The following is a 19,680-nucleotide window of genomic DNA, read 5'->3' as shown; positions in this document are numbered from 1 at the left end:
CTGGTCGGCCCCGGCTGTGCCGACTACGCCAAGGCCGTTCCGAGCGGTGCGGGCTCGGTGTCGGGTATGGCCGCTGACCCGGTGGCTGTCGCCGCGGGCAACAACCCGTTGCTGACCACGCTGGTCGCGGCGGTGTCCGGCAAGCTCAACCCGAAGGTGAACCTGGTCGACACGCTCAACGGCAGCGAGTTCACGGTGTTCGCGCCGGTCGACGACGCGTTCAAGAAGATCGACGCCGCGACCATCGAGAAGCTCAAGACCGATGACGCGCTGCTGACCAAGATCCTGACCTACCACGTGGTGGCCGGGCAGAAGTCGCCGTCGGCGGTCGTCGGCTCGCAGACCACCGTGGAGAAGGGCGCTGTCGAGGTCACCGGCTCCGGCAACAACCTGAAGGTCAACGACGCCAACGTGATCTGCGGCGGCGTCAAGACCGCCAACGCCACCGTGTACCTGATCGACTCGGTCCTCATGCCCAAGAGCTGAGTGGACGCGCTGTCCCGGCCCTTAGGACCGGCTTGCGGGACAGCGCGACCCCTCCAGGCTGTGCTCGCTGGTTCCGTTCTGGGATCAGCGGGCACAGCCTGTTCTGTTGCCATCACCCGGGAGAGTGACCGCGGTGAGCAACCCGGCGAGGACGCGGCATCGGCCGGGACTATCGGCTGGCCGGGCCACATCCGCCCTGGTCGCGGGGTCGGCTGCTGGGTCGAACTCCTGTGCCCGGGACGTCACTCGAAGGCGGGACTTGGGGGGCGGGGTCGGCCGACCGGGGGAAGTCTGTAAGCGACCACTGTGGACCCTGGCGTGACCGGGTGGACGAGAGCGCGGTGTCCCTGCCGAGGGTGGCGTCACCGCGGGCGAAGGCACGGGTGGCTTGCCATGGCAGTACTTCTGTACCGGCTCGGGTTGACCTCGGTGCGCCGACGGGTGCTTGTGGTGTTGGTGTGGTTGTTGGTGTTCGTGGCGTCCGGGGTGGGGGCGGTGACGCTGTCCGGTGCCACGGTGACGGCGTTCCGGATCCCGGGGCAGGAGTCGACGACGGCGCTGGAGGTGATGGGGGAGCGGTTCGGGTCGGCGGCAGGCGGTGGGTCCGCGCAGGTCGTGCTCCAGGCGCCCGCCGGTCGGACGCTGGTGCAGACGCAGGTCGCCGAGCAGGTCAGCGGGCTCGCGGCCGAGCTGCGGCGGCTACCGGGTGTCGTCGCGGCCACCGATCCGGTGGACGCGGCCAACCCGGTCGTGTCCAAGGACCAGCGCATCGGCTACAGCACGGTGTCCTACGGCGTGACCGCGCCCGAGGTCACCGACGACCAGCGGACAGCGCTGACCTCCCTCGTCGAGCGTTCACGCGCGGACGGCCTCACCGTCGAGGTCCGGGGTGACGTGCTGCAGGCCAAGGGCCAGGTCGGCGGACCCGCCGAGATGATCGGTGTGGTCGTCGCGCTGCTCGTGCTGGCCATCACCTACGGGTCGCTGGTCAGCGCCGGGATGAACCTGCTGACCGCGGTGGTCGGCGTCGGCATCGGCGCGTTGGGGATCACGACCCTCACCGGGTTCATCGACCTGCAGGCCACCACGCCCGTACTGGCGGTGATGCTGGGCCTGGCGGTCGGCATCGACTACGCGCTGTTCATCATCACCCGCTTCCGCCACGAACTGCTGGCCGGGCGCCCGGTCGAGGAAGCCGCCGCGATGGCGGTCGGCACCGCCGGGTCCGCCGTGGTCACCGCCGGGCTCACGGTGGTCATCGCGCTGGCCGGGCTGTCCGTGGCGGGCATCCCGTTCCTGACCGAGATGGGTCTCGCCGCGGCGGGCACCATCGTGTTCGCGGTGCTGATCGCGGTGACGCTGGTACCCGCGATGCTGGGCTTCGTCGGCCGCAAGGCGCTGCCGCGGCGGTCCCGTGTGGAGGGTTCGCCGGTGCACGCCGACCACGGCTTCTACCGCCGCTGGTCGCACGGCGTGACGCGGCACCCGTGGCTGACCCTGCTGGCCGCGGTCGTCGTGCTGCTGGTGATCGCCATCCCGGTGCTGTCGCTGCGCACCTCCCTGGTCCAGCACCCCGACCGCGACAGCACCCAGGCCCACGCGGAGCAGTTGGTCGAGACCGGGTTCGGCCCCGGCTTCAGCGCGCCCCTGCTGATCCTCATCGACGGCGCCGATGCCGTCACCCGCGCGCCCGTCATCCGCGACGAGGTCGCCGCCCAGTCCGACATCGCCGTGGTCGCGCCTGCCCGACCCAACCAGGCCAACACGGCCGCGCTGATCACCGTGATCCCGGCCTCCGGCCCCGACTCCACCGAGACCAACGACCTCGTCCACGCGCTGCGCGACAACATCGCCGACACCCCGGGCGCGCAGGTGTACGTCACGGGCACCACGGCGGTCAGCATCGACATCTCGCACAAGCTCGACCAGGCGCTGCCGATCTACCTGGCGCTGGTGGTCGGGCTCGCGTTCATCCTGCTGATCCTGGTGTTCCGCTCGATCCTGGTGCCGGTCGTGGGGGTGCTGGGCTTCCTGCTGACCATCGGCGCGGTGCTGGGCGCCACGACCGCGGTGTTCCAGTGGGGCTGGCTGTCAGCGGTGGTCAACAGCAACTCCACCGGCCCGCTGATGAGCCTGTCGCCGATCATCATCGTCGGCATCCTGTTCGGCCTCGCCATGGACTACCAGGTGTTCCTGGTCGCCCGCATGCACGAGGCCTACGCCCACGGCGCCGAACCCCGCACCGCCATCGTCACCGGCTTCGGCCAGTCCGCCCCGGTCGTGGTCGCCGCCGCCACCATCATGTTCGCCGTCTTCGCCGGCTTCGTCCCCGAGGGCGACGCCACCATCAAACCCATCGGCTTCGCCCTCGCCATGGGCATCCTCTTCGACGCCATCATCGTCCGCATGATCGCCGTCCCCGCCGCGCTGACCCTGCTGGGCCACCACGCCTGGTCCCTGCCCACCTGGCTCCACTGGCTCCCCGAACTCGACGTGGAAGGCGCCGCCCTCGAACGCGACATCCCCACCCAGTCCACCACCGAACCCACCCCCGAAGCCCACCCCACACCCCACGACACCCACCACTGATCAGCTGTCTCGCTATTCGACGCAGGCCAACAATAGGGAATCATCGGGCCTCGTCGCCGGATTTCCAACAATCCGCAGCAGGGCGGATTCTCGTCCAGGAAGGTTGTCCCCGGCCGGTTGGCCGTATTTTCGATCTGTCGTCACGCTTTCGGACTATCGAACGCCGATGAAGTGGCGTGCTACCGTTTGGCCCGAGTGCAATTCTGCGTCGACTTGTCGATCCTTTCCATGTGGAGCGCATAATGCCAAGAGTGTCGATCGGACGCGTATCCGCCATCTTCGTTTCCCTGGCGCTGATGCTGGTAGTGGGTGGCACGTCCGCTGCCGCTACCACGCCTGGTCTCGCCTTCGTCACCCAGTCCGTTTCCAGCGCGGTCCCCGAGCCGGAGTGCTTCCTCTGCGTCAAGGACGGCGGTCGCATGTACTGCCAGCAGATCCCCTGTCAATTCTGACGGCACTTTCGATCGGCGCGCGATAGCAGAACTACTGATAGTTGCCGTATCGATTCGGCCCGACTGCGGGATTCTCTTCACCAAAAGAGAACTTCACAGTCGGGCCGAATTGGTGTGTTCTGCGCCGGGGAGCCTCATGCCGTTGTCTCCGTTCGGTGCGGAACCACCCGAAACAGGGGCAGGCAGCCCTGGACCGACCCTAGCGGAGGAGGCAGCGGTCAGTCTTCAGGCGGCGGGACCTCGTCCTCCGCCTCCGCGCGGATCCACTTGAGCTTGACCTCGAACTGCCCCTGCAAGCCGGTCCGCGCGATCACCGCGCCCGCCTGCACGTCCAGCTTCACCCCGAACTTGATCTCGATCTCGTCCGGGCTGTTGGCCATCGCGCGGAACTGCCCGAGCGCGGCGGAGGCCGCGGCCCGGACGTTGGCCAACGCCTGGTCGAGGGTCTCGGTCGCCTCGCGCAGGACGGTCGCCGCCCGCCCCGCGCGGGCCATGCCCGGGTGGTCCTCGACCTCGATCGTCACCGTGCCGCCGCCATCAAGCGGGTACTCGACGAACTCGCTCACCGGGGTTCCTCTCATCGTCCACACGCGACATCGAGCCGCTCGTCGTCGGCCAGGCCCGCCCGGACCCGGTCCAGGTCGGTCAGCAGGGTGTCGAGCTGGGTCGGGTCGGCCAGGTAGGCCAGGGCGGCCCGCTGGAACGCGCCGCTCATCCTGGCGGGCATCAGGTCCGAGGCGTCGAAGCAGAGGCCGGGGGAGTTGGCCAGCGTCTTCGCGATCCGCGCGCTGACCGCCGTGCCGTGCTGCTCGACCCCCCGGCGCGGCGAGAACGCAGTGCCGCGCGCGGGCCAGATCCGTTGGCCGTCCGCCGAGGCCAGGTAGGCCATGAACGCGCGGGTGGCCTTGGTGTCGGTGAACGCGACCGCCAGGTCCGCCGAGACCTCCGCCAACCCGGCGTTGCCCGGCTCGACCGAGGGGAACGGGAAGTAGTCGGCGTCGCGGTGGCCCCCGATGGCGAAGGACGCCTGGTGCTCGAGCGCGCACCTGCCCGCGGTCAGCGACTTGCTCGCGTCGGCGAAGTCGGTGACCAACGCGGACCGCACGTCGCCACGCACCGACCCCGGCGGCAGGACCAGCGAACCCCACGTCAGCCACGCCTGCCGGACCGGCGCCGACGTCCACGCCTGCGTCCCGGCCGCCCACCGCCGGTACACCTCGGGACCGGCCTGGTGCAGCAGGATGTCCTCGACCCAGTCGGTGCCCGGCCACCCGGACGCGGGCGCCGCGGCCAGGCCGACGCACCACGGTGCCCGCCCGGCGGCCCGCAGCCGCTCGGTCAGCGCGGTCAACTCGGCCCACGTGCCCGGTGGCAGGGGAATCACCGCCGGGTCGTACCAGATGATGCTCTTCAGGTCGACCTTCACCGGGATCGCGTGCACGGTGTCCGTCCCGGCCGCGCGCAGCCCGCGCCACTGGGCGCTGTAGGCGTCGGCCGCCTCCCCGACGACGACGTCCGCCATGGGTTTCACCGCCCCCGCGCGCACGTACCGCACCACCTCGGCGGGGCTGGGCAGCACCGCGATGTCGGGTGGGGCGCCCTTCTGCACGTCGGTCTGCAGCACCTGGGTCAGCGCCCTGGTCCCGGTGTAGGTGACCTCGATGCCGGTCTCCTCGGTGAACGCGTCGAGCACCGCCCGGAACGCCACCTCCTCGTCGCCGGTCCACGAGGCGAGCACGGTCAGCGACTCCTGGCGCAGACCGCAGGCCCCCGAGGACAGCAGGAGCGCGGTGAGCAGCAACGGCACGAGTCTTCTCATCGCGACGAGTACCTGTATTCCTCCAGGCGCGGCCGCAGGCCCACCACGACGAGCACGGCGACGGCCAGCAGCGCGGGAACGGTCAGCACCACCCACAGCTCGGCGACCCCGGCGAGCCGCTCGTACACCGGCCCGACCTCGGCGACCGCGATCGCCCGGTCCGGTTCGGCCACGGTCGCGGGCAGGGATCCGACGAAGGCGTCGACCGCGTCGCCGCACTGGCCCGCGCACTGCCCGGCCAGCAGGTCACCCAGCTTGCGCTCGCCGACGAGCAGGAACGCGTCGGCGGGCATCGACACCGCGGCCACCGCCTCGTCGACCGCGGCGACCTCCCGGTGGGCGTGCCCGACGACGACGGCCAGCACGGCCGCCACCAGCCCGGCCAGCACGGTCGCGGCGATCAGCGGGGCGTTGAGGGCACGCCGGAAGCGCGCACGCAGGAAAACCTGCGTCCACACCAGCAGCACGAGCAGCGCGACGGCGGGCAGCGCCCACAGCGGGACCACCCACCCCGACATCCACCCGTGGCCGAGCTGCTCGTCGAGCGAGGCCCGCTGTTGGGCCGCCAGCACGTCGAGCTGGGCGAGGATCCCCGAGTCCGGCGCGGAGAGCAGCCGGTGCGCGTCCCACAACGCCGCGATGCCCAGCGCCGATCCCCGGTCGGACCGCAAGAACGAGTCGGCCCGACCGATGGCGCCGGAGTAGGCGACCACGAGCCCTTCCACCACTTGGAGGGTCCGGCTCGCGTGCTCCCCGGCGGCGTTGTGCTCGGCGATCTGCGCGAGCCGCTGACCTGCTTGCGCGAGTTGACTCTGGTAGTCCTCACCGGGCCCGGTCAGCCTGGCCTGCCCGGTCTGGAAGCTACTCATCGCTGCCGCGTCAGCTCGTGCCAACGCAGATCGCACGGCCATGACCTCTAGAAGCGCCGGTGCTGCGGTTGCCCCTGCCGTCCGCACCGCTCCTCTAGCTCCGCCCACCGCGGCGACCGCACATACCAACAGGGCCAAGGTCAGTGCTAACAGCGCCGCTTGCCGCCACCACACGCGCGCCCATGTGGTCACTGGTCGAACCTCGTGCCGCACTGAGGACAAGCCGTGGTGCCCGCGGGGGATACCCGTTGGCAGGTGCCGCAGGTGAGGTTCGGGCCGGTCGGCGCGGGTTGTGCGGCAGGGGGTGGATCAGCGCCGGTGATCGTGGCGCCGAGCAGGACCGAGAACGCGTCGCGGGGACGCAGGTCCGGGCGGAGCCGGACCCGGCCGGTGGTCGCGTCGTCGACCTCGACCAGGCGGTGGAGGCGGTGCAGCGCCTCGGTGTCGCCCAGTTCGGTGGCCAGGCGCACCGCCTCGCCCCAGTGCCGCTGGGCCTCGGCGGTGTCGTCCCTGCCGTGGGCGTCCCAGCCCGCCGTCATGGCCGCGCCCAGCTCGTCGCGCACCAGGTGGCTCTGCACCTTGGGGTCCAGCCTGCTCGACAGCACCTCGTCCGCGGTGAGCCTGGCGAGCACCGCCACCGGACCGGCGACCACCTCGCCGTCACCCCCGAGCAGCTCCACCCGGCACACCTGGACCTCTTCCGCGGCCGAGAGCCCCGCCGGGTCGAGGTCGAGGCTCAGCAGGAACTCGCGGGTCTCGGCGCCCCACGCCCCGGTGGCGACCTCCAGCGCCCGCGTGGTGGACCGCGTGAGATCGCCGGTCAGGTCGACGTCGTCGGGGGACTTCTGCCGCAGCGCGCGCACCGTCGCGTGCGGCATCGTGGTGATCCGCAGCCGCAGCTGGGGCAGCACCTTGCCGGTCGCGGCGTCGATCACCCGGCGGAAGTCGGCGGCGAGGTCGGCCTCGGCCACCACGGCATCGGCCCGTCCGCGCAGCGCGGTGGTGATCTCGCGCAGCACCAGCGGGTCCCAGTCGTCGCCGATGCCGCGCGCGTCGCAGGTGAACAGCCCGGTGCACTTGGCCAGCTCCGCGCGCAGCACCCAGCCCGCCTCCGACTGGTTGTGCCCGTCGGTCAGCAGGATCGCGTGCCTGATGTGGTCGGGGTGGCTCGCGAACAGCTTGCGGGCCAGCGCCAGCCACGTGCCCATCGCGGTGCCGCCCGCCGCGGCCAGCCTGCGGGCCGCCGACTTGGCCGCCGAGCGGTGCTCCGGGGTCGCGGGCACCAGGCGGGTCTCGGCCGGGTAGGCCATCGACGCGGACTCCGTGCCCTGCACCACGGCGAAGAGCACGTCGTCGCGCAGCGCGTCGATCGCGGCGACAGCGGCCTGCCGGGCGGCGGCGATCTTGCTGGGCGGCCAGTCCATCGACGCGGAGCAGTCCATCAGCAACACCACCGCCGAGGCCGCCGATGGCTGCCCGGCCGCGCCGCGCACGGTGATCACCGCGGGCATCGCCGGATCGGCGGCCGAGACGTAGGTGTTCTGGCTGACCCGCAGGTCCACCGCGACCCGGTCGCCCGGATCGCGGTCGGTCGCGGGGTTCTCGTGGGTCACCACCTGCTCATCTCCCGCACGGTGTTCGCCAGGTCGACCAGGGTTCCGTGTTCGAGGCGGAGCCGGGAGCACTTCGCCAGCCGCCGGTACGCGTCCTCCATCCGGGCCCGCAGCCCGGACTCGGCCACCGGGTCACCCAGGACGTCGGCGATCTTGGCCGCGCGGGCCGGGTCCTGGTCGTCGGGCAGCGGGAACGCCCTGCCCGCCAGCACGTGGGTGAACGCCGCGTGCAGCACGACGAGCGTGAGCCGGTCCCGCGACTCGCCCCCGTCGTCCACGTCGTCGAACAGGTCCACCGCGCGGACAGCGGCATCGGCGAGGTCGGCCGGGGTCGGGTCGCGGTCGCCCAACCGCGCGGACAGCACCCGCACCGCCGCGACGTTCGCCGCGTCGTGGTGCCGCGACACCCGGGGCACCTGGTCGAGCACCTTGATCGCGGTCGCCCGCTCGTGGTCGCGCAGTGCCAGCCGGGCTAGGCCGAACGCGGCGTTGGCTTGCGCGTGGTCGCGGTTGAGCACGACGTGGTGCAGCCACCAAGCCTCGTCGAGGTGTTGTGCGCCGAGGTGTTCGCAGCACAGCGCCAGTGCCAGTTTCGGCGCGTCCTCGCCGGGCAGCATCGTGTAGACCTGGTTGAACGAGGTTCGCGCCGCCCCGGTGTCGCCTTCCGCGAGCGACATCAGGCCGGTGTGCCAGTGCGTTCGCCAGTCGTCCGCCGATGACCCGCCGAGCAGGTCGGTGGCCCGGCTCAGCGCGGCCGACGCCTGCTCGGTCTCGTGGCGGCGCAGGTGCGCCCGCACGCGGCAGAAGGCGATCTCCGGGGTGGCGGCGCCGGTCTGGTCCAGCTTGCGCAGGAGCGCGCCGGGGTCGAGGGCCACCAGGTCCGACAGGAACGTGACCGCTGGGTCGTCCTGGGCGATCGCGGGCGCGGGCAGGCGGACGGCGATCTCGGCCAGTGGTGGCGGGGTCGGCTCGAAGCCCGGCACACCCCGGGCCCACTGCGCGAGGCCGGGCACCACACCGAGGCCGCCGTCGAGCAGGTCGGCCGACTCGGCGAACCAGGTCGACCTGGCGGGCCGCTGGGAGCCGTCCTGGAGCGACCGGATCTCCCGGCCGACCGCGTCGAGCTGCTCACGCATCGCGGCCACGGAGGGGAACCGGGCGCCGTGGGCCGCGGTCGCACGGTCGAGCAGCCGGGACAACGACTTCTCGGCGCCGTCCGGGTCGGCAGGCACGGCTTGGAGCAGCGCCCGCAGCGTCTGGCCGATGGCGTAGATGTCGGAGCGGACGGTGACGCCGTGGACCTTGATCTCGTTGGCGTCGACGCTGAACCCGCGCGTGTGGACCGGCGGAGTGTCCTTGTCCTCGACCGGTCGGGTCGCGCCGAGGTCGATCACCTTCACCGTGCTGCCCGTGTGCATCACGTTCGACGGGGACATGTCGCAGTAGAGCAACCCGGTGTCGTGCAGGTGGCCGATGGCGGCGAGGATCCGCTCGGCGTAGGCCAGGACGTGCTCCAGCCGCAGCCCCGCCGGGTCGAGCACCACCTCCGCCAGGGTCCGGCCCGCGAGGTACTCCATGACGATGTACTCGTCGACCGGGCCGTCCGGTCGGTCGGGCCGGGGGTGGCCGACGAAGTCGACGATGCGCACGATGTTCTCGTGGTCGAGCCGGATGAGCGTGTCCCGCTCCACCGCGGCGAGCTCGAGCGCCCGCACGTCGCTGGAGTTGATCACCCCCTTGAGCACCACGTGGTTGTCGCCCAGCCGGGTGTCCCTGGCCAGGTAGATCCACCCCAGCCCGCCCCTGGCGATCGTGCCGAGCACCGCGTAGCGACCCTCGACCAGGTCACCCGCGTGCAGCTTGGGGGTGAAGGAGAACGCCAACCGGCACGAGCCGCAGAAGCCCTCCATCAGCGGCGGCTGGCCCGCGAACCCCTGGCCGACCGGCTTGCCGCAGCGCGGGTTCCCGCAGAACTGGCGGTCGGTCGGGTAGGACGTCGCCGATCCCAGCCGGTCGACCGGGTTCACCGAGCGCGCGGGCGGCAGCACCGCGGAGACCTCGCGGGTGGCGCTGGAACCCCTGGCCCAGAAGGCGGGCCGGTCGGTGGTCGGCACGACCGTGCGGGGCGACACCTTGCGGCCGCACTCGTCGCAGTACCCGGTCGGGCTCACCGGGACGCCGCAGTGCAGGAGCGGCTCCGCGGGCTCAGCGACCATGGATCTGCCTCCGTACGGCCACGACGTACGCCGACACCAAGGGCTCGGCCGCGTCGATCTGACAGGGTCGTGCCGCCATCGCGCCAGCGGCCGGGCGGTGGAAGGCAGAAAGCCGCTCGTCCTCGAGCAATTCGTGGTCGACGGCCAGGGCGTGGTAGGCGCGCAGCAGGTCTTTGGCCTCGCGGTAGCGCGTCTGGAGGGCCTCGACCTCTGCCGCCGCCGCGGTGGCTGCCAGTTCGGCTCGCTCGGCCTTGCGTTCGGTCGAGGCCAACGCGGTGCGCACCCTGGCCGCGTCGACCCCGGGTACCGCGTCGTCGAGCACGCGCAGCCGCAGGCGCAGGTCTCTTGCGGCCAGGCGGATCAGCGGCAGTGGTCCGACGACGGAGCCGATCTGGGTCAGCCTGCGCAGCAGCGCCTGCTCGGTCCGTTCGAGCGCGTCGACCCGCTCGGCCAGCACGGCGGTCCTGGCCGCGATCTCCTCGTCGAGCCACTGCCGCGCCTGGTCGAGGCCGGGGGAGTGGTCGTCGCTGAAGTGCAGTTCCACCTCGGCGCTCTCGGCCAGGGGCTTGACGATCTGGTGCAACACGGCGTCGGGTCGCTCCGCGCGGTCGACGTTCGTGATCGCCACGCGGACCGGGGTCGACTCGCCTGTCGGACCGGACCGCGCGCGGGAGACGTCGTCGCGGAGCTGTTCGCCCAACTGCTCGACCGGAGTGCGCGCGGCGTCGAGCTCCACCCTGGTCAGGTCGGTGGCGGGCGGCCGAGGTCCACCGAACACCACGATCCTGGGCGCGATGGGCTCGGAGCCGACCCACTCCGCGATCGCGGGCACGTACCGCACCAGCGTCCGCACCGGGACCATGCAGGCAAGGCCCTCGCCATCGTCGGTGTGCGCGGTGACGACCATGCCCACCACGGCATCGGTCTCCTCATCGATCACCGCCGCGCCGCTGAACCCCCGCCGCACCAACTGACCCGGCACCCGCGCGTCGAGTTGCACCCATTCGCCGTGAGGACCGGTCGAGCCCGCTAACACCGCCGCGCCCCAGACGCCATCGGGGTGTTGGCGCGGGTAGCCGTATGCGCGCACCTCGCGGTTCCTCGGCACGCCGAGGCGGAGCAACATGGCACTTACGTTGGTCGGCGGCGGGCTGGTGAGGCGGAGCAGGGCGATGTCGGCGCTACCGTCAGCCCGTTGCGGCGCCCAGCAGTCCGGCAACACGACGGCTGTTGCCTCCGGCTCGCCTCGCATGGCGTCGAAGGTCAGTCGGATCGGCTGCTCGGGGGCGGTCTGTTCGGCCGTACCCGCCGCGGCCGACACGACATGCGCGCACGTGAGCACCATCCCGCCCGCCAGGGCAATCCCCGCACCCACGGCATCACCGCGGGCGTCACGGACCTTGACCCGCCAAGGCTCCGGGACTCCACTGTCCGCACCGGCCCACACCCCCGGCGACGATACGGACCAGCGGTGTCGATCTTCACGACCATCCGAGCAGACCACTCGTTCGGCCTACGCCCCTAGGGGTCCGTCTGGGCCTGGTCCAGTGTTCCGTTTCGCCTATCGGTCGCCACGGTCAGATCCCCGCCTGCTGAGATCAGACCCAGACCACGCAGTTGTCGGCGGCTTTGTTGCCCATGACGCTGACGATGCCTGCTCGGCCGTCGGCGAAGAAGCGGGTGAAGATGCCCGCGGGGCGGCCGCCGAAGAGGAGGGGGCCGAGGACGGGGGCGATGTCGACCTCGTGCGGGGTGTCGGCGTCGTCGCTGATCAGGGTCGTGCGGCAGGTGGCGGGGGTGATGAACTCCTGGACGATGCTGGTGCCCGTGGCGGCGGCGGTGACGACGGCGGTCTCCCACTCGGCGGCATCGGTGGTCGAGCCGATGAGCACCTGCCTGCCGCTCATCCCCAGCCCTTCCTTCAGCACCAACCGCTCCCGGTTGTCCACCGCGTACCGCACCAGGTCCACCGGCCGGTCCTCCACCGCGGTCTTGCGGTCCGACAGCACCCGCGTCCACGGCAGGTACCGCGCCACCAGCGCCCGCTCGGCCGCGCTCATCCACGGCCGACCCTCCGACAGCAGCCCCATGGTCAGCTTGCTGGCCAGGAACGTCGAGGTCTGCGTGCCCACCAGCAGCACGTCGTTGTCCAACGCCGCCTGGACCGGCGCGGTGTCGATGCCCAGCTCGTCCCAGTCCGGGATGGTGAAGTTGCGCAGCCCCAACGGATACCTAAGAGCCTCAGGGCAGTCCCACGCCTCGTGCAGGTCCTCTGGCGAGAAGAACCGCGCGCGCAGACCGTGGGCCGCGTAGTAGTCGGCCTCGATGTCGAAGTACCGGGTCGACTCGATGCCCTGGTCGAGCGCGCTACCCACCAACGCGACCCGCGGCGCCACCCCCAACTCGGCTGCCAGGTCCTGGAACATCCGCGCCCGCACCGCGAACGGCGAGTGGAACCCGAACGGCACCCGACCGTCGGCGTCACCGTGCAGCGCCCGCCACACCAGCAGCCTGCTGTGCGTCTCGACCGGGCCACCCAGCGCGCCGCTGACGTTGAACTCCAGGAACCGCGGCCCTTCCGGCCCGATCACCACGTCCGGCCGGACCACGCAGTCCGCGTACCGCTCCTCGATGAACTGGTCCGCGACGAACAGTTGGTTCTCACTGTCGGGCATACCGTAAGCCGCTAACCGACCGGCCGTCGTGTCCGCTGTCTCTAGCGCTACCCGACGCACCAGGTCCATCAGCGCCACCGTTGCCCGGTAGAGCTCGGCGTAAGACGCGCGCGGCAGGGCTAGGGGAGCGGCGGGCATCAGCGGCTGGTAGGGCCAACCGGTGTCGCGGATCTCGTGCCGCAGCATGTCGCGGATGGTCGCGGGCGCGGCGGCCGGGGCGATGAGGTGGTCGCCGAACCACGGGTGGTTACCGGACATCGGGATTCCTTCGGGGTCTACTGTGGACTAAGGGCGGCGGGGTACGGTTCTGGCAACCGACGAGAGGGAGACCGATGACGCTGCGCCAGGTGGGGGACAACGAGTTCGTCGAGGAGCACGGCGGCGACTACGAGGACTTCACCGCGGGCATGGTGATCCGGCACTGGCCCGGGCGCACCATCTCCGAGACCGACAACACCTGGCTGACGCTGCTCACCATGAACCAGCACCCGTTGCACTTCGACACCGCCTACGGTGCGAAGGCCGAGTACGGGCAGGTGCTGGTCAACAGCGGCATCACCCTGTGCCTGGTCGGCGGGATGACCGTGCAGGCGCTGTCCGCGCGGGCGGTGGCGAACCTGGGCTGGGACAAGGTGCGGCTCAAGGACCCGGTGTTCGTCGGCGACACCCTCTACGCCACCAGCCGGATCCTGGCCAAGCGGCTGTCGAAGTCCCGGCCGGGCAACGGGATCATCACCGTCGAGACCACCGGCACCAAGTCCACCGGCGAGACGGTGATCACCTTCGAGCGGTCCTTCCTGGTCCGCTGCCGCGAGCAGGGCTAGCACGTCAGGGCGGCCGCGGCGGCGGTGTCCTCGATGGCCATGCCGACGCCGCGGAACACCGTCGTCCGGCCGTCCGGGACATGGCCGCCGGTGACGAGGGCGCCCAGTTCCACCAGGTCACCCGGCTCGATCAGACCGGCCCCGATCGCGGCCCGCACCTCCCCGGCGTCCTCCAGCGCGGCGTCCCGCTCCTCGACGACGACCAGCGCGGTGCCCAGCAACGCCGGACCGACCTCGATGGCCTCCTCGTCGGTCCCGCCGATGATGTTGACGTGCGCGCCCGGGGCGATCCACTCGGCCCGCACCACCGGATCGGCGCCACTGGTCGAGGTCGCCGTGCAGATCACCGCGGCATCGGCCACGGCGGCCTCGGCGGTGTCGTGGACCTCGACGCGGTGCCCGAACTCGGCCCGCACCCAGTCCGCGAACTCCTCGGTCTTCGCCCGGGTCCGCGAGAACACCCGCACCGACCGGATCGGCCGCACCGCGGACACGGCTCGCACCAGTGCCCGCCCCTGCACGCCCGCGCCGATGATCGCCAGGTCCTCGGCGTCGGCGGGCGCGCACAGCCTGGTAGCCAACGCCGCCACGGCGCCCGTGCGCACGGCGGTCAACTCGGCTCCGTCCAGCAGCGCGGTCACCTGCCCGGTCACCAGGTCGGTCACCACGACCACCCCGTGGATCAACGGCAGCCCGCGCCCGGGGTTGTCGGGCGTCAACGTGGTGATCTTGACGCTCCCCACCCCCCGCCGCTCCCAGATCGCCGTCCCCGCCAACAACTGCCGATCCGCCCCGTGCCCCACAACCGTCCGCGGCGGAGACGTGACCCTCCCCGCCGCGAGATCCCCAAACACCTCCGCCAGCGCGTCGACCACCCGCACCTCAACCCCGACCATCTCCGCCGCCCCGATGACCCGCATCAACCCACCTCGCCCTTGCTCACGACTTCCCCTGTCTCACGGCCGTCCACCCCTGCCGACCAGGCGCGTCACCATCCGACCCCTGCCGACTTTCACCCGGTCCAGCGACAGAAGTTGTCCACATCTGGATCTTGTCGGGGCTATTTTCAAGATCGACTGTCGGGGGGTGCCGATAGACTGGCACTGGGACGCCCCCCGGAGTGGGTGGGGGCTGGGCAGGGTCGGGACTGCGCGCGCGAAGCGGGTTCGGTGGGGTAAGAGGTTGTTGTGGTGTAAGGGGTCTGGGTGGGGTTGGGGGCCGGATCGGCGTTAAGGGGGCTGTGTGGTGCGAGAGGGGCCGCATCAGACCGCGGTCCGGCCCAGTTCGGCGACCACGTCGACGATGAGGTCTTCCTGGCCTGCGATGGCTTGGCGGCGGCCGAGTTCGAAGAAGACGTCGCGGGGGTCGACTCCTGCTCGGGTCGAGGCGTCGAGGACCTGGTGTTTGAAGCCGGAGAAGACGCCCGCCAGACCGCTGACGATGCTGAGGGTGCCGGTGGTCGGCGGGGCGGGCATCAGTTCGCGTTCGGCGAAGTCGGCCGCGTCCAGCAGGCCGTAGAGGTCGATCCCGGTGCTGAACCCGGTCCGCTCCAGCACCGGCACCAGCACCTCGAGCTGCGTGTTGCCCGCGCCCGCACCGAACCCCCGCGCGCACCCGTCGATGATCCGCGCCCCGGCCTGCGCCGCGGCCACCGAGTTCGCGACCGCCATGCCCAGGTTGTTGTGACCGTGGAAGATCACCGGCACGTCGACAGCCGCCACGATCGCACCGATGCGCGAGGTCACGTCCTGTGGCAGGAAGAACCCCGCCGAGTCCATCAACCCGACCGCGCGAGCACCGTAGCCCACCGCGGCGGCGGCGTGCGATGCCAGCTCGGCCGCGGAGGCCATGTGGCTCATCATCAGCACGCAGTGCCCCTCGGCGCCCTGCTCGGCGAGCCAGCCCAGGTGCCGTTCGGCCAGCGAGGTCTCCGTGCAGTGGACACCGATGCGGATGACGTCCGCCCCGTGCGCAATAGCCTTGCGCAGATCGCTCGACGTGCCCCAGCCGGGCAACATGAACACGCCCATCTTGCTGCGGCGCAACGCCTCCCGCACCGTCGACAACATGAGGTCGTCGCTGACCGCCGCGCGCCCGACCTGCATGGACGACGCACCGAGGCCGTTGCCGTGCCCGACCTCCACAACAGGTACCCCGGCGGCGTCCGCGGCCTCGGCGTACCCGCGCAGTGCGGCGACCCCGAGCTGGTGGCGCACCGCGTGCTGGCCGTCGCGCAACGTCGGGTCGTGGACCACCACCGGTGTCATGCCCGGGCCCCTGTTCCCGCGGCCGGGCTCAGCCGGGCCGCGTGTTGCTCGGCGACCAGGATGGCGGCCGAGTTGATGATGTCGAGGTTGCCCGCGTACGGCGGCAGCACGTCGCTGGTCGCGGTGACCTCCACCGACACCACGACCCGCTCGCCCGCCACCGAGCACGCTGTCACCCGGTACCCGGGCGCGAACGCCCGCACCCGCGCGGCGACCTCGTCCACCACGGCCCGCACCCCGGCCACGTCCGCCCCGGGGATCACCGCGTGCACCGCGGTGCGGAACGTCGCGGGCGGCACCGCCGGGCTGATGTTGAGGATCGCCTTGGTCTCGGCGACGTCGGTGAACGTGGTGACCGCGTGCTGGGTCGTGGCCACGTACTCGTCGAGGTTGAGCCGCGTCGCTCGGCCCGCGATCGTGCTGGCCACTGTGGACACGACCTCGATGTAGTCGACCGCGAACCGCTCGGCCAGCGCGTGCGCGACCGGGATGGACGCCTGGCCGCCGCAGCTGATCAGGCTCACGTCCCGGCCGGTCACCCCACCCACGCCGGTCACCGTCGGCACGACCATCTGCCCGATCTTGCTCGGCGTCAGGTCGACCAGCAGCGTCGGCACGTCCGCCAGCAGCCGCCAGTGCTCTGCGTGTGCGGCGGCACTGGTGGCGTCGAACAGCACGTCGAACGGCCGGTCGGCCGCCAGCACCGCATCGATGCCGCCGTCGCTGACCGGGTACCCCAACCGCGCCGCGTACGCCAAACCCTCGGACGCGGCGTTGCGGCCGATGACGAGCGCGCACTCCAGCACGGGGGAGCGGTGCAGCTTGCTGACCAGGTCCTGCCCGATCGCACCGGTGCCGATCACCCCCACCCTGATGCGACCCGCCAGCCCGAGCTCGGAGACGGTCATGGTGTCCCTCCGTTCCGGCCGAACCGCTCGGACCAGGCGTCGCCCAGCGCGACGGTGGCGCGGGCCAGGCGCGCGAACGGGGGGCCGACCATGTTCCCGTCCAGCACGGCGATACCGCCCTCGGCGGCGTTGACCGCGTCGGTGACCCGGCGCGCGGCCCGCACCTGCTCCGGGTCGGGCCGCAGCGCGGTGTTGATCGCGTCCAGCTCGCTGGGGTGCACGGTCGCCTTGCCGTGGAAGCCCAGCTCACCGACGCGGGCGATCTCCTCGGCGAGCACGTCGGGCTCACCGAGGCGGAAGTTGGCCGTGTCCACGCAGCCGCTGCCGTGCCGGGCGCAGGCCAGCGCCATCTCCTGGCGCGCGGCGAGCAGCCCGGCCCAGGTGATCGGCACGCCGAGCGTCGCGGCCAGGTCGGCGGAGCCGAGCACCAGCCCGTCCGCTGCCGCCGCGATCGCGTCCATGGCCCGCAGCGCCGCGACCGTCTCGACCGTGACGTAGACCTGCGGGTGAGCGCCCGCCTCGGCCAGCGTGGACCGCAGCAGGGCCACCTCGACCGCCGACTCGACCATGGTCATCACGACGAACCCGGGCTTGACCGGCGACTCGGCGAGCAGGACCAGGTCGTGCACGGCGGCGAGCGTGCCGAGCTGGTTGACCCGCACCGCGGTGTTCTCCGGGCGCGGCGCCTGCTCCAGCGCCGCCCGGCACACCACCCTGGCCGACGCCTTCTCCTGCGGCGGGACCGCGTCCTCCAGGTCGATCAGGTGCACGTCCGCGTCGTAGGACCACGCCTTGACCACCCGCTCCAGCGACAGCGCGGGGGTGTAGAGGATGCTGCGCGGGATGGCCCGGGCAGTCACGGGGACACCTCTGCCGCTGGGGCACCCACCTCGACCAGCACCTCGCCCAGCCGCCGGATCTGCGCCTCGGTCTGGCCCGCGCGCAGCATGACCCGCAGACCGGCGGTACCGCGCGCGACGATCGGGAAGAACACCGGCGAGACGTAGAACCCGGCCTCGTAGACCGTGCGGCCCGCGTCGATCACCGCGTCGTCGGGCATCGGCACGACCCGGATCGGGTAGCTGGTCCCGGCCTGCTCGGTGCTGATCAGCGAGTCGAACAGGGCGATGTTGGTGTTGAGCCGGTCCTGCAGCGCGATCAGTTCCGGGCCGCGGTGGATCTCGGCGGAGGCCAGCGAGGCTCCGACGGCGGCGGTGTTCATCGGCTGCGAGTAGCACAACGCGCCCGCGAACCGCTCGATCACTCTATGCGCGTGCTTGCCATAGCCGTCGAGCACGATCGCCGCGCCACTAGTACCGAACGCCTTGTTCAGCGTCGCCACGGTGATGGTGCGTTCGTCGCGGATCGGGTTGTGCGCGCGGATGTAGCCCATGCCGCGCTCGCCGTAGGCGGACACGGAGTGCGAGTCGTCGTAGTAGACGAGCATGCCGTACTTGTCTTGCAGTACCGCCAGCTCTTGCACCGGTGCGTACCCGCCAAGGCTGTCAGCGCCGTCGACGACGTAGCAGACCCGCTCGTACTGACGGCACAGGTCCTCTAGGTAGTCGACGTCGTGGTGCGGCGCGGTGAGTACCTCGGTCTCGTCAGCGCAAGAGGGCTTCGCGCCCGCCATCGACACGTGGCAGTTCTTGTCGAATGCCATGACCGGTCTGACCCCGTTGCCCAGGTGCCCGGACGCGATGAGCGGTAAGAGGCCCGCGCTGGCCACGCCCGCGGAGATCGCGGTGATGACGTCGCCGCCCCACAGCTCACCCAGCGACGACTCCAGCTCTAGCAGTGCCGGGATCTGCACGCGGCTACGCGGGATGCAGTGGTCGAGCACCCCGAACCGGCGAAGCGCGGTAACGGCGCCCTCGATCACGTCGGTGTGGGAGTCGAGGTCGAGGTAAGAGCAGCAGGTGAAGTTGACGAACTCGTGGCCGTCCGCCGTGCGTAGGACACCGTTGTCCAACTCGGCGACGATCCCGGCCACACCCTCTTGCTCCGAGCGGTCCCAGAAGGCGTTACCGACTCCTACGGCCTTGTCGTTGTTGCGGTAGCGGTGCGTCGGGGTGATCACCTTGCGCGCGGCGACATCGCTGAGGTCGGTCATGACGCGCTCTCGGCGGGCTGGTAGTTGTAGACGCCCTTGAGCTTGCGGAACGCGGCCGTGTAGAGCGCGACACCGAGCACGTACGGGCGGCGGAAGATCTTGGTGTCCTTGAGCCAGAAGTTCATGTTGATGTTCATGTCCTCCAGCGACTCCGCCTGGTGCCACCACCCCAGCGGCAGGTACAGCATCTGACCCGGCTCCAGGATCAGCTCGCGGCGCTCGGCGAGCTTGTCCACCAGCCGGGGGAAGCGGCGCGGGTCGACGTTGTCGAAGTCGAACGCCTGCGACTTGTCGCCGAAGCCCTGCCGGATCGAGCGCGGGTAGTACTCCCAGAACCCGGGCGGGGCCAGCACGAACCGCTTGCGGCCCTGCAGCGCGATGTTGAAGTTCTCCAGCTCGTCGAAGTGGCTCTGGGTGAACACGCCCTTGTGGCTGATCCACAGGTTGGCGGCGTTGAGCGAGCGCTGGTAGTCGAACAGCTCCTCGGCGTCGAAGCCGAGGATGGCGTTGACGTCGGCCGGGTTGTTGCGGATGTTGGACACGATCCGGTTCCACGTGCCCGGGTCGGTCAGGTACCGCTCGTCGGCGAAGAACTCGCTGAGCTGGATCTCCTTGGTGGTCCAGCGCTTCGAGTTCTGCTTGTCGCTCGGCTCGGTGAACAGGGTCACCCGCATCTGGCCGAGGCGCTCGGCGACGCCGTCGCGGCCCAGGCCCCTGATGCCCTCCGGCAGGTTGATGACCACCGGGACGTCGGCGCGGATCAGCGCCTCGCGCCCGAAGGCGAGGAACTCCTCGAAGTCCATCCTGGGGACCGGCAGGCCCCCCAGCTCGACCGGTTCTGTGCTCACT

At 71.2% G+C, this 19,680-nt stretch carries 17 protein-coding genes; 4 read left to right on the top strand and 13 right to left on the bottom strand.

What is annotated here, in order from left to right; translation table 11 throughout:
• From BMY07_RS31570 to BMY07_RS31560, 3 genes are all read left to right on the top strand, one after another.
• A partial coding sequence (locus BMY07_RS31570; RefSeq protein WP_092784482.1) for a fasciclin domain-containing protein occupies nt 1-486 on the top strand: 486 nt, incomplete at its 5' end.
• Nucleotides 487-879: 393 nt separating this feature from the next.
• On the top strand, nt 880-3,075 hold the full coding sequence (locus BMY07_RS31565) for an MMPL family transporter (protein ID WP_092786646.1): 2,196 nt from the start codon (nt 880-882) through the stop codon (nt 3,073-3,075).
• 251 nt (nt 3,076-3,326) lie between these two features.
• Complete coding sequence (locus BMY07_RS31560) at nt 3,327-3,527, top strand: hypothetical protein (protein WP_092786644.1); 201 nt, start codon at nt 3,327-3,329, stop codon at nt 3,525-3,527.
• A gap of 218 nt (nt 3,528-3,745) precedes the next feature.
• Here the strand turns inward: BMY07_RS31560 and BMY07_RS31555 are convergent, their stop codons facing one another.
• The 7 genes from BMY07_RS31555 to BMY07_RS31525 form a co-directional block, all read right to left on the bottom strand.
• Nucleotides 3,746-4,093, bottom strand: coding sequence for a CU044_2847 family protein (locus tag BMY07_RS31555; protein ID WP_092786642.1), 348 nt, complete (start codon nt 4,091-4,093; stop codon nt 3,746-3,748).
• Between the two features lie 11 nt (nt 4,094-4,104).
• Nucleotides 4,105-5,346 carry an ABC transporter substrate-binding protein gene (locus BMY07_RS31550; RefSeq protein WP_092786640.1) on the bottom strand — a complete coding sequence of 414 codons (1,242 nt, stop codon included), beginning with the start codon at nt 5,344-5,346 and terminating at the stop codon, nt 4,105-4,107.
• On the bottom strand, nt 5,343-6,215 hold the full coding sequence (locus tag BMY07_RS31545) for a hypothetical protein (protein ID WP_092786638.1): 873 nt from the start codon (nt 6,213-6,215) through the stop codon (nt 5,343-5,345). Before BMY07_RS31545 ends, BMY07_RS31550 begins: the two co-directional genes overlap by 4 nt.
• 188 nt (nt 6,216-6,403) lie before the next feature.
• Nucleotides 6,404-7,828, bottom strand: coding sequence for a VWA domain-containing protein (locus tag BMY07_RS31540; RefSeq protein WP_092786637.1), 1,425 nt, complete (start codon nt 7,826-7,828; stop codon nt 6,404-6,406).
• On the bottom strand, nt 7,825-10,044 hold the full coding sequence (locus BMY07_RS31535) for a tetratricopeptide repeat protein (protein WP_092786635.1): 2,220 nt from the start codon (nt 10,042-10,044) through the stop codon (nt 7,825-7,827). The genes BMY07_RS31540 and BMY07_RS31535 overlap by 4 nt, the downstream gene beginning before the upstream one ends.
• The gene (locus BMY07_RS31530) at nt 10,034-11,491 is read right to left on the bottom strand and encodes a trypsin-like peptidase domain-containing protein (RefSeq protein ID WP_281245105.1); all 1,458 of its coding nucleotides are present in this window, start codon (nt 11,489-11,491) and stop codon (nt 10,034-10,036) included. The genes BMY07_RS31535 and BMY07_RS31530 overlap by 11 nt, the downstream gene beginning before the upstream one ends.
• Before the next feature lie 151 nt (nt 11,492-11,642).
• A complete protein-coding gene (locus BMY07_RS31525; RefSeq protein WP_092786631.1) occupies nt 11,643-12,977 on the bottom strand; it encodes a hypothetical protein in 1,335 nt (444 codons plus the stop codon).
• A gap of 74 nt (nt 12,978-13,051) precedes the next feature.
• Between BMY07_RS31525 and BMY07_RS31520 the strand changes: the two genes are divergently transcribed.
• Nucleotides 13,052-13,543, top strand: coding sequence for a MaoC family dehydratase (locus BMY07_RS31520; RefSeq protein WP_092786629.1), 492 nt, complete (start codon nt 13,052-13,054; stop codon nt 13,541-13,543).
• Here BMY07_RS31520 and BMY07_RS31515 read toward each other — a convergent pair.
• From BMY07_RS31515 to BMY07_RS31490, 6 genes are all read right to left on the bottom strand, one after another.
• Nucleotides 13,540-14,463 carry an ornithine cyclodeaminase family protein gene (locus BMY07_RS31515; RefSeq protein ID WP_092786627.1) on the bottom strand — a complete coding sequence of 308 codons (924 nt, stop codon included), beginning with the start codon at nt 14,461-14,463 and terminating at the stop codon, nt 13,540-13,542. The two genes, BMY07_RS31520 and BMY07_RS31515, sit on opposite strands and share 4 nt — an antisense overlap.
• 342 nt (nt 14,464-14,805) lie before the next feature.
• Nucleotides 14,806-15,810: a 4-hydroxy-2-oxovalerate aldolase gene (dmpG, locus tag BMY07_RS31510; RefSeq protein ID WP_092786625.1), complete on the bottom strand. Its 1,005-nt coding sequence runs from the start codon at nt 15,808-15,810 to the stop codon at nt 14,806-14,808.
• Nucleotides 15,807-16,718, bottom strand: a complete 912-nt coding sequence (locus BMY07_RS31505; protein ID WP_092786623.1) for an acetaldehyde dehydrogenase (acetylating) — start codon at nt 16,716-16,718, stop codon at nt 15,807-15,809. Before BMY07_RS31505 ends, dmpG begins: the two co-directional genes overlap by 4 nt.
• Nucleotides 16,715-17,578 (bottom strand): HpcH/HpaI aldolase/citrate lyase family protein, encoded by an 864-nt coding sequence (locus BMY07_RS31500; protein WP_092786621.1) that lies wholly within the window; start codon nt 17,576-17,578, stop codon nt 16,715-16,717. The genes BMY07_RS31505 and BMY07_RS31500 overlap by 4 nt, the downstream gene beginning before the upstream one ends.
• A complete protein-coding gene (locus BMY07_RS31495) occupies nt 17,575-18,831 on the bottom strand; it encodes an 8-amino-7-oxononanoate synthase family protein (protein WP_092786619.1) in 1,257 nt (418 codons plus the stop codon). The genes BMY07_RS31500 and BMY07_RS31495 overlap by 4 nt, the downstream gene beginning before the upstream one ends.
• Nucleotides 18,828-19,679: a cupin-like domain-containing protein gene (locus tag BMY07_RS31490; RefSeq protein ID WP_218150852.1), complete on the bottom strand. Its 852-nt coding sequence runs from the start codon at nt 19,677-19,679 to the stop codon at nt 18,828-18,830. The genes BMY07_RS31495 and BMY07_RS31490 overlap by 4 nt, the downstream gene beginning before the upstream one ends.
• Nucleotide 19,680 lies beyond the last annotated feature (1 nt).

The sequence above is a fragment of the Actinokineospora terrae genome (assembly GCF_900111175.1).
GTDB lineage: Bacteria > Actinomycetota > Actinomycetes > Mycobacteriales > Pseudonocardiaceae > Actinokineospora > Actinokineospora terrae.
This window is presented reverse-complemented; position numbering and strand designations above follow the sequence as displayed.

What these genes read in the sequence shown, in the direction of transcription:
- BMY07_RS31565 (WP_092786646.1), top strand. Translation starts at nt 880, where the DNA reads ATGGCAGTACTTCTGTACCGGCTCGGGTTGACCTCGGTGCGCCGACGG.
- BMY07_RS31550 (WP_092786640.1), bottom strand. Translation starts at nt 5,346, where the DNA reads ATGAGAAGACTCGTGCCGTTGCTGCTCACCGCGCTCCTGCTGTCCTCG.
- BMY07_RS31545 (WP_092786638.1), bottom strand. Translation starts at nt 6,215, where the DNA reads ATGAGTAGCTTCCAGACCGGGCAGGCCAGGCTGACCGGGCCCGGTGAG.
- BMY07_RS31535 (WP_092786635.1), bottom strand. Translation starts at nt 10,044, where the DNA reads ATGGTCGCTGAGCCCGCGGAGCCGCTCCTGCACTGCGGCGTCCCGGTG.
- BMY07_RS31525 (WP_092786631.1), bottom strand. Translation starts at nt 12,977, where the DNA reads ATGTCCGGTAACCACCCGTGGTTCGGCGACCACCTCATCGCCCCGGCC.
- BMY07_RS31520 (WP_092786629.1), top strand. Translation starts at nt 13,052, where the DNA reads ATGACGCTGCGCCAGGTGGGGGACAACGAGTTCGTCGAGGAGCACGGC.
- BMY07_RS31515 (WP_092786627.1), bottom strand. Translation starts at nt 14,463, where the DNA reads ATGCGGGTCATCGGGGCGGCGGAGATGGTCGGGGTTGAGGTGCGGGTG.
- dmpG (WP_092786625.1), bottom strand. Translation starts at nt 15,810, where the DNA reads ATGACACCGGTGGTGGTCCACGACCCGACGTTGCGCGACGGCCAGCAC.
- BMY07_RS31505 (WP_092786623.1), bottom strand. Translation starts at nt 16,718, where the DNA reads ATGACCGTCTCCGAGCTCGGGCTGGCGGGTCGCATCAGGGTGGGGGTG.
- BMY07_RS31495 (WP_092786619.1), bottom strand. Translation starts at nt 18,831, where the DNA reads ATGACCGACCTCAGCGATGTCGCCGCGCGCAAGGTGATCACCCCGACG.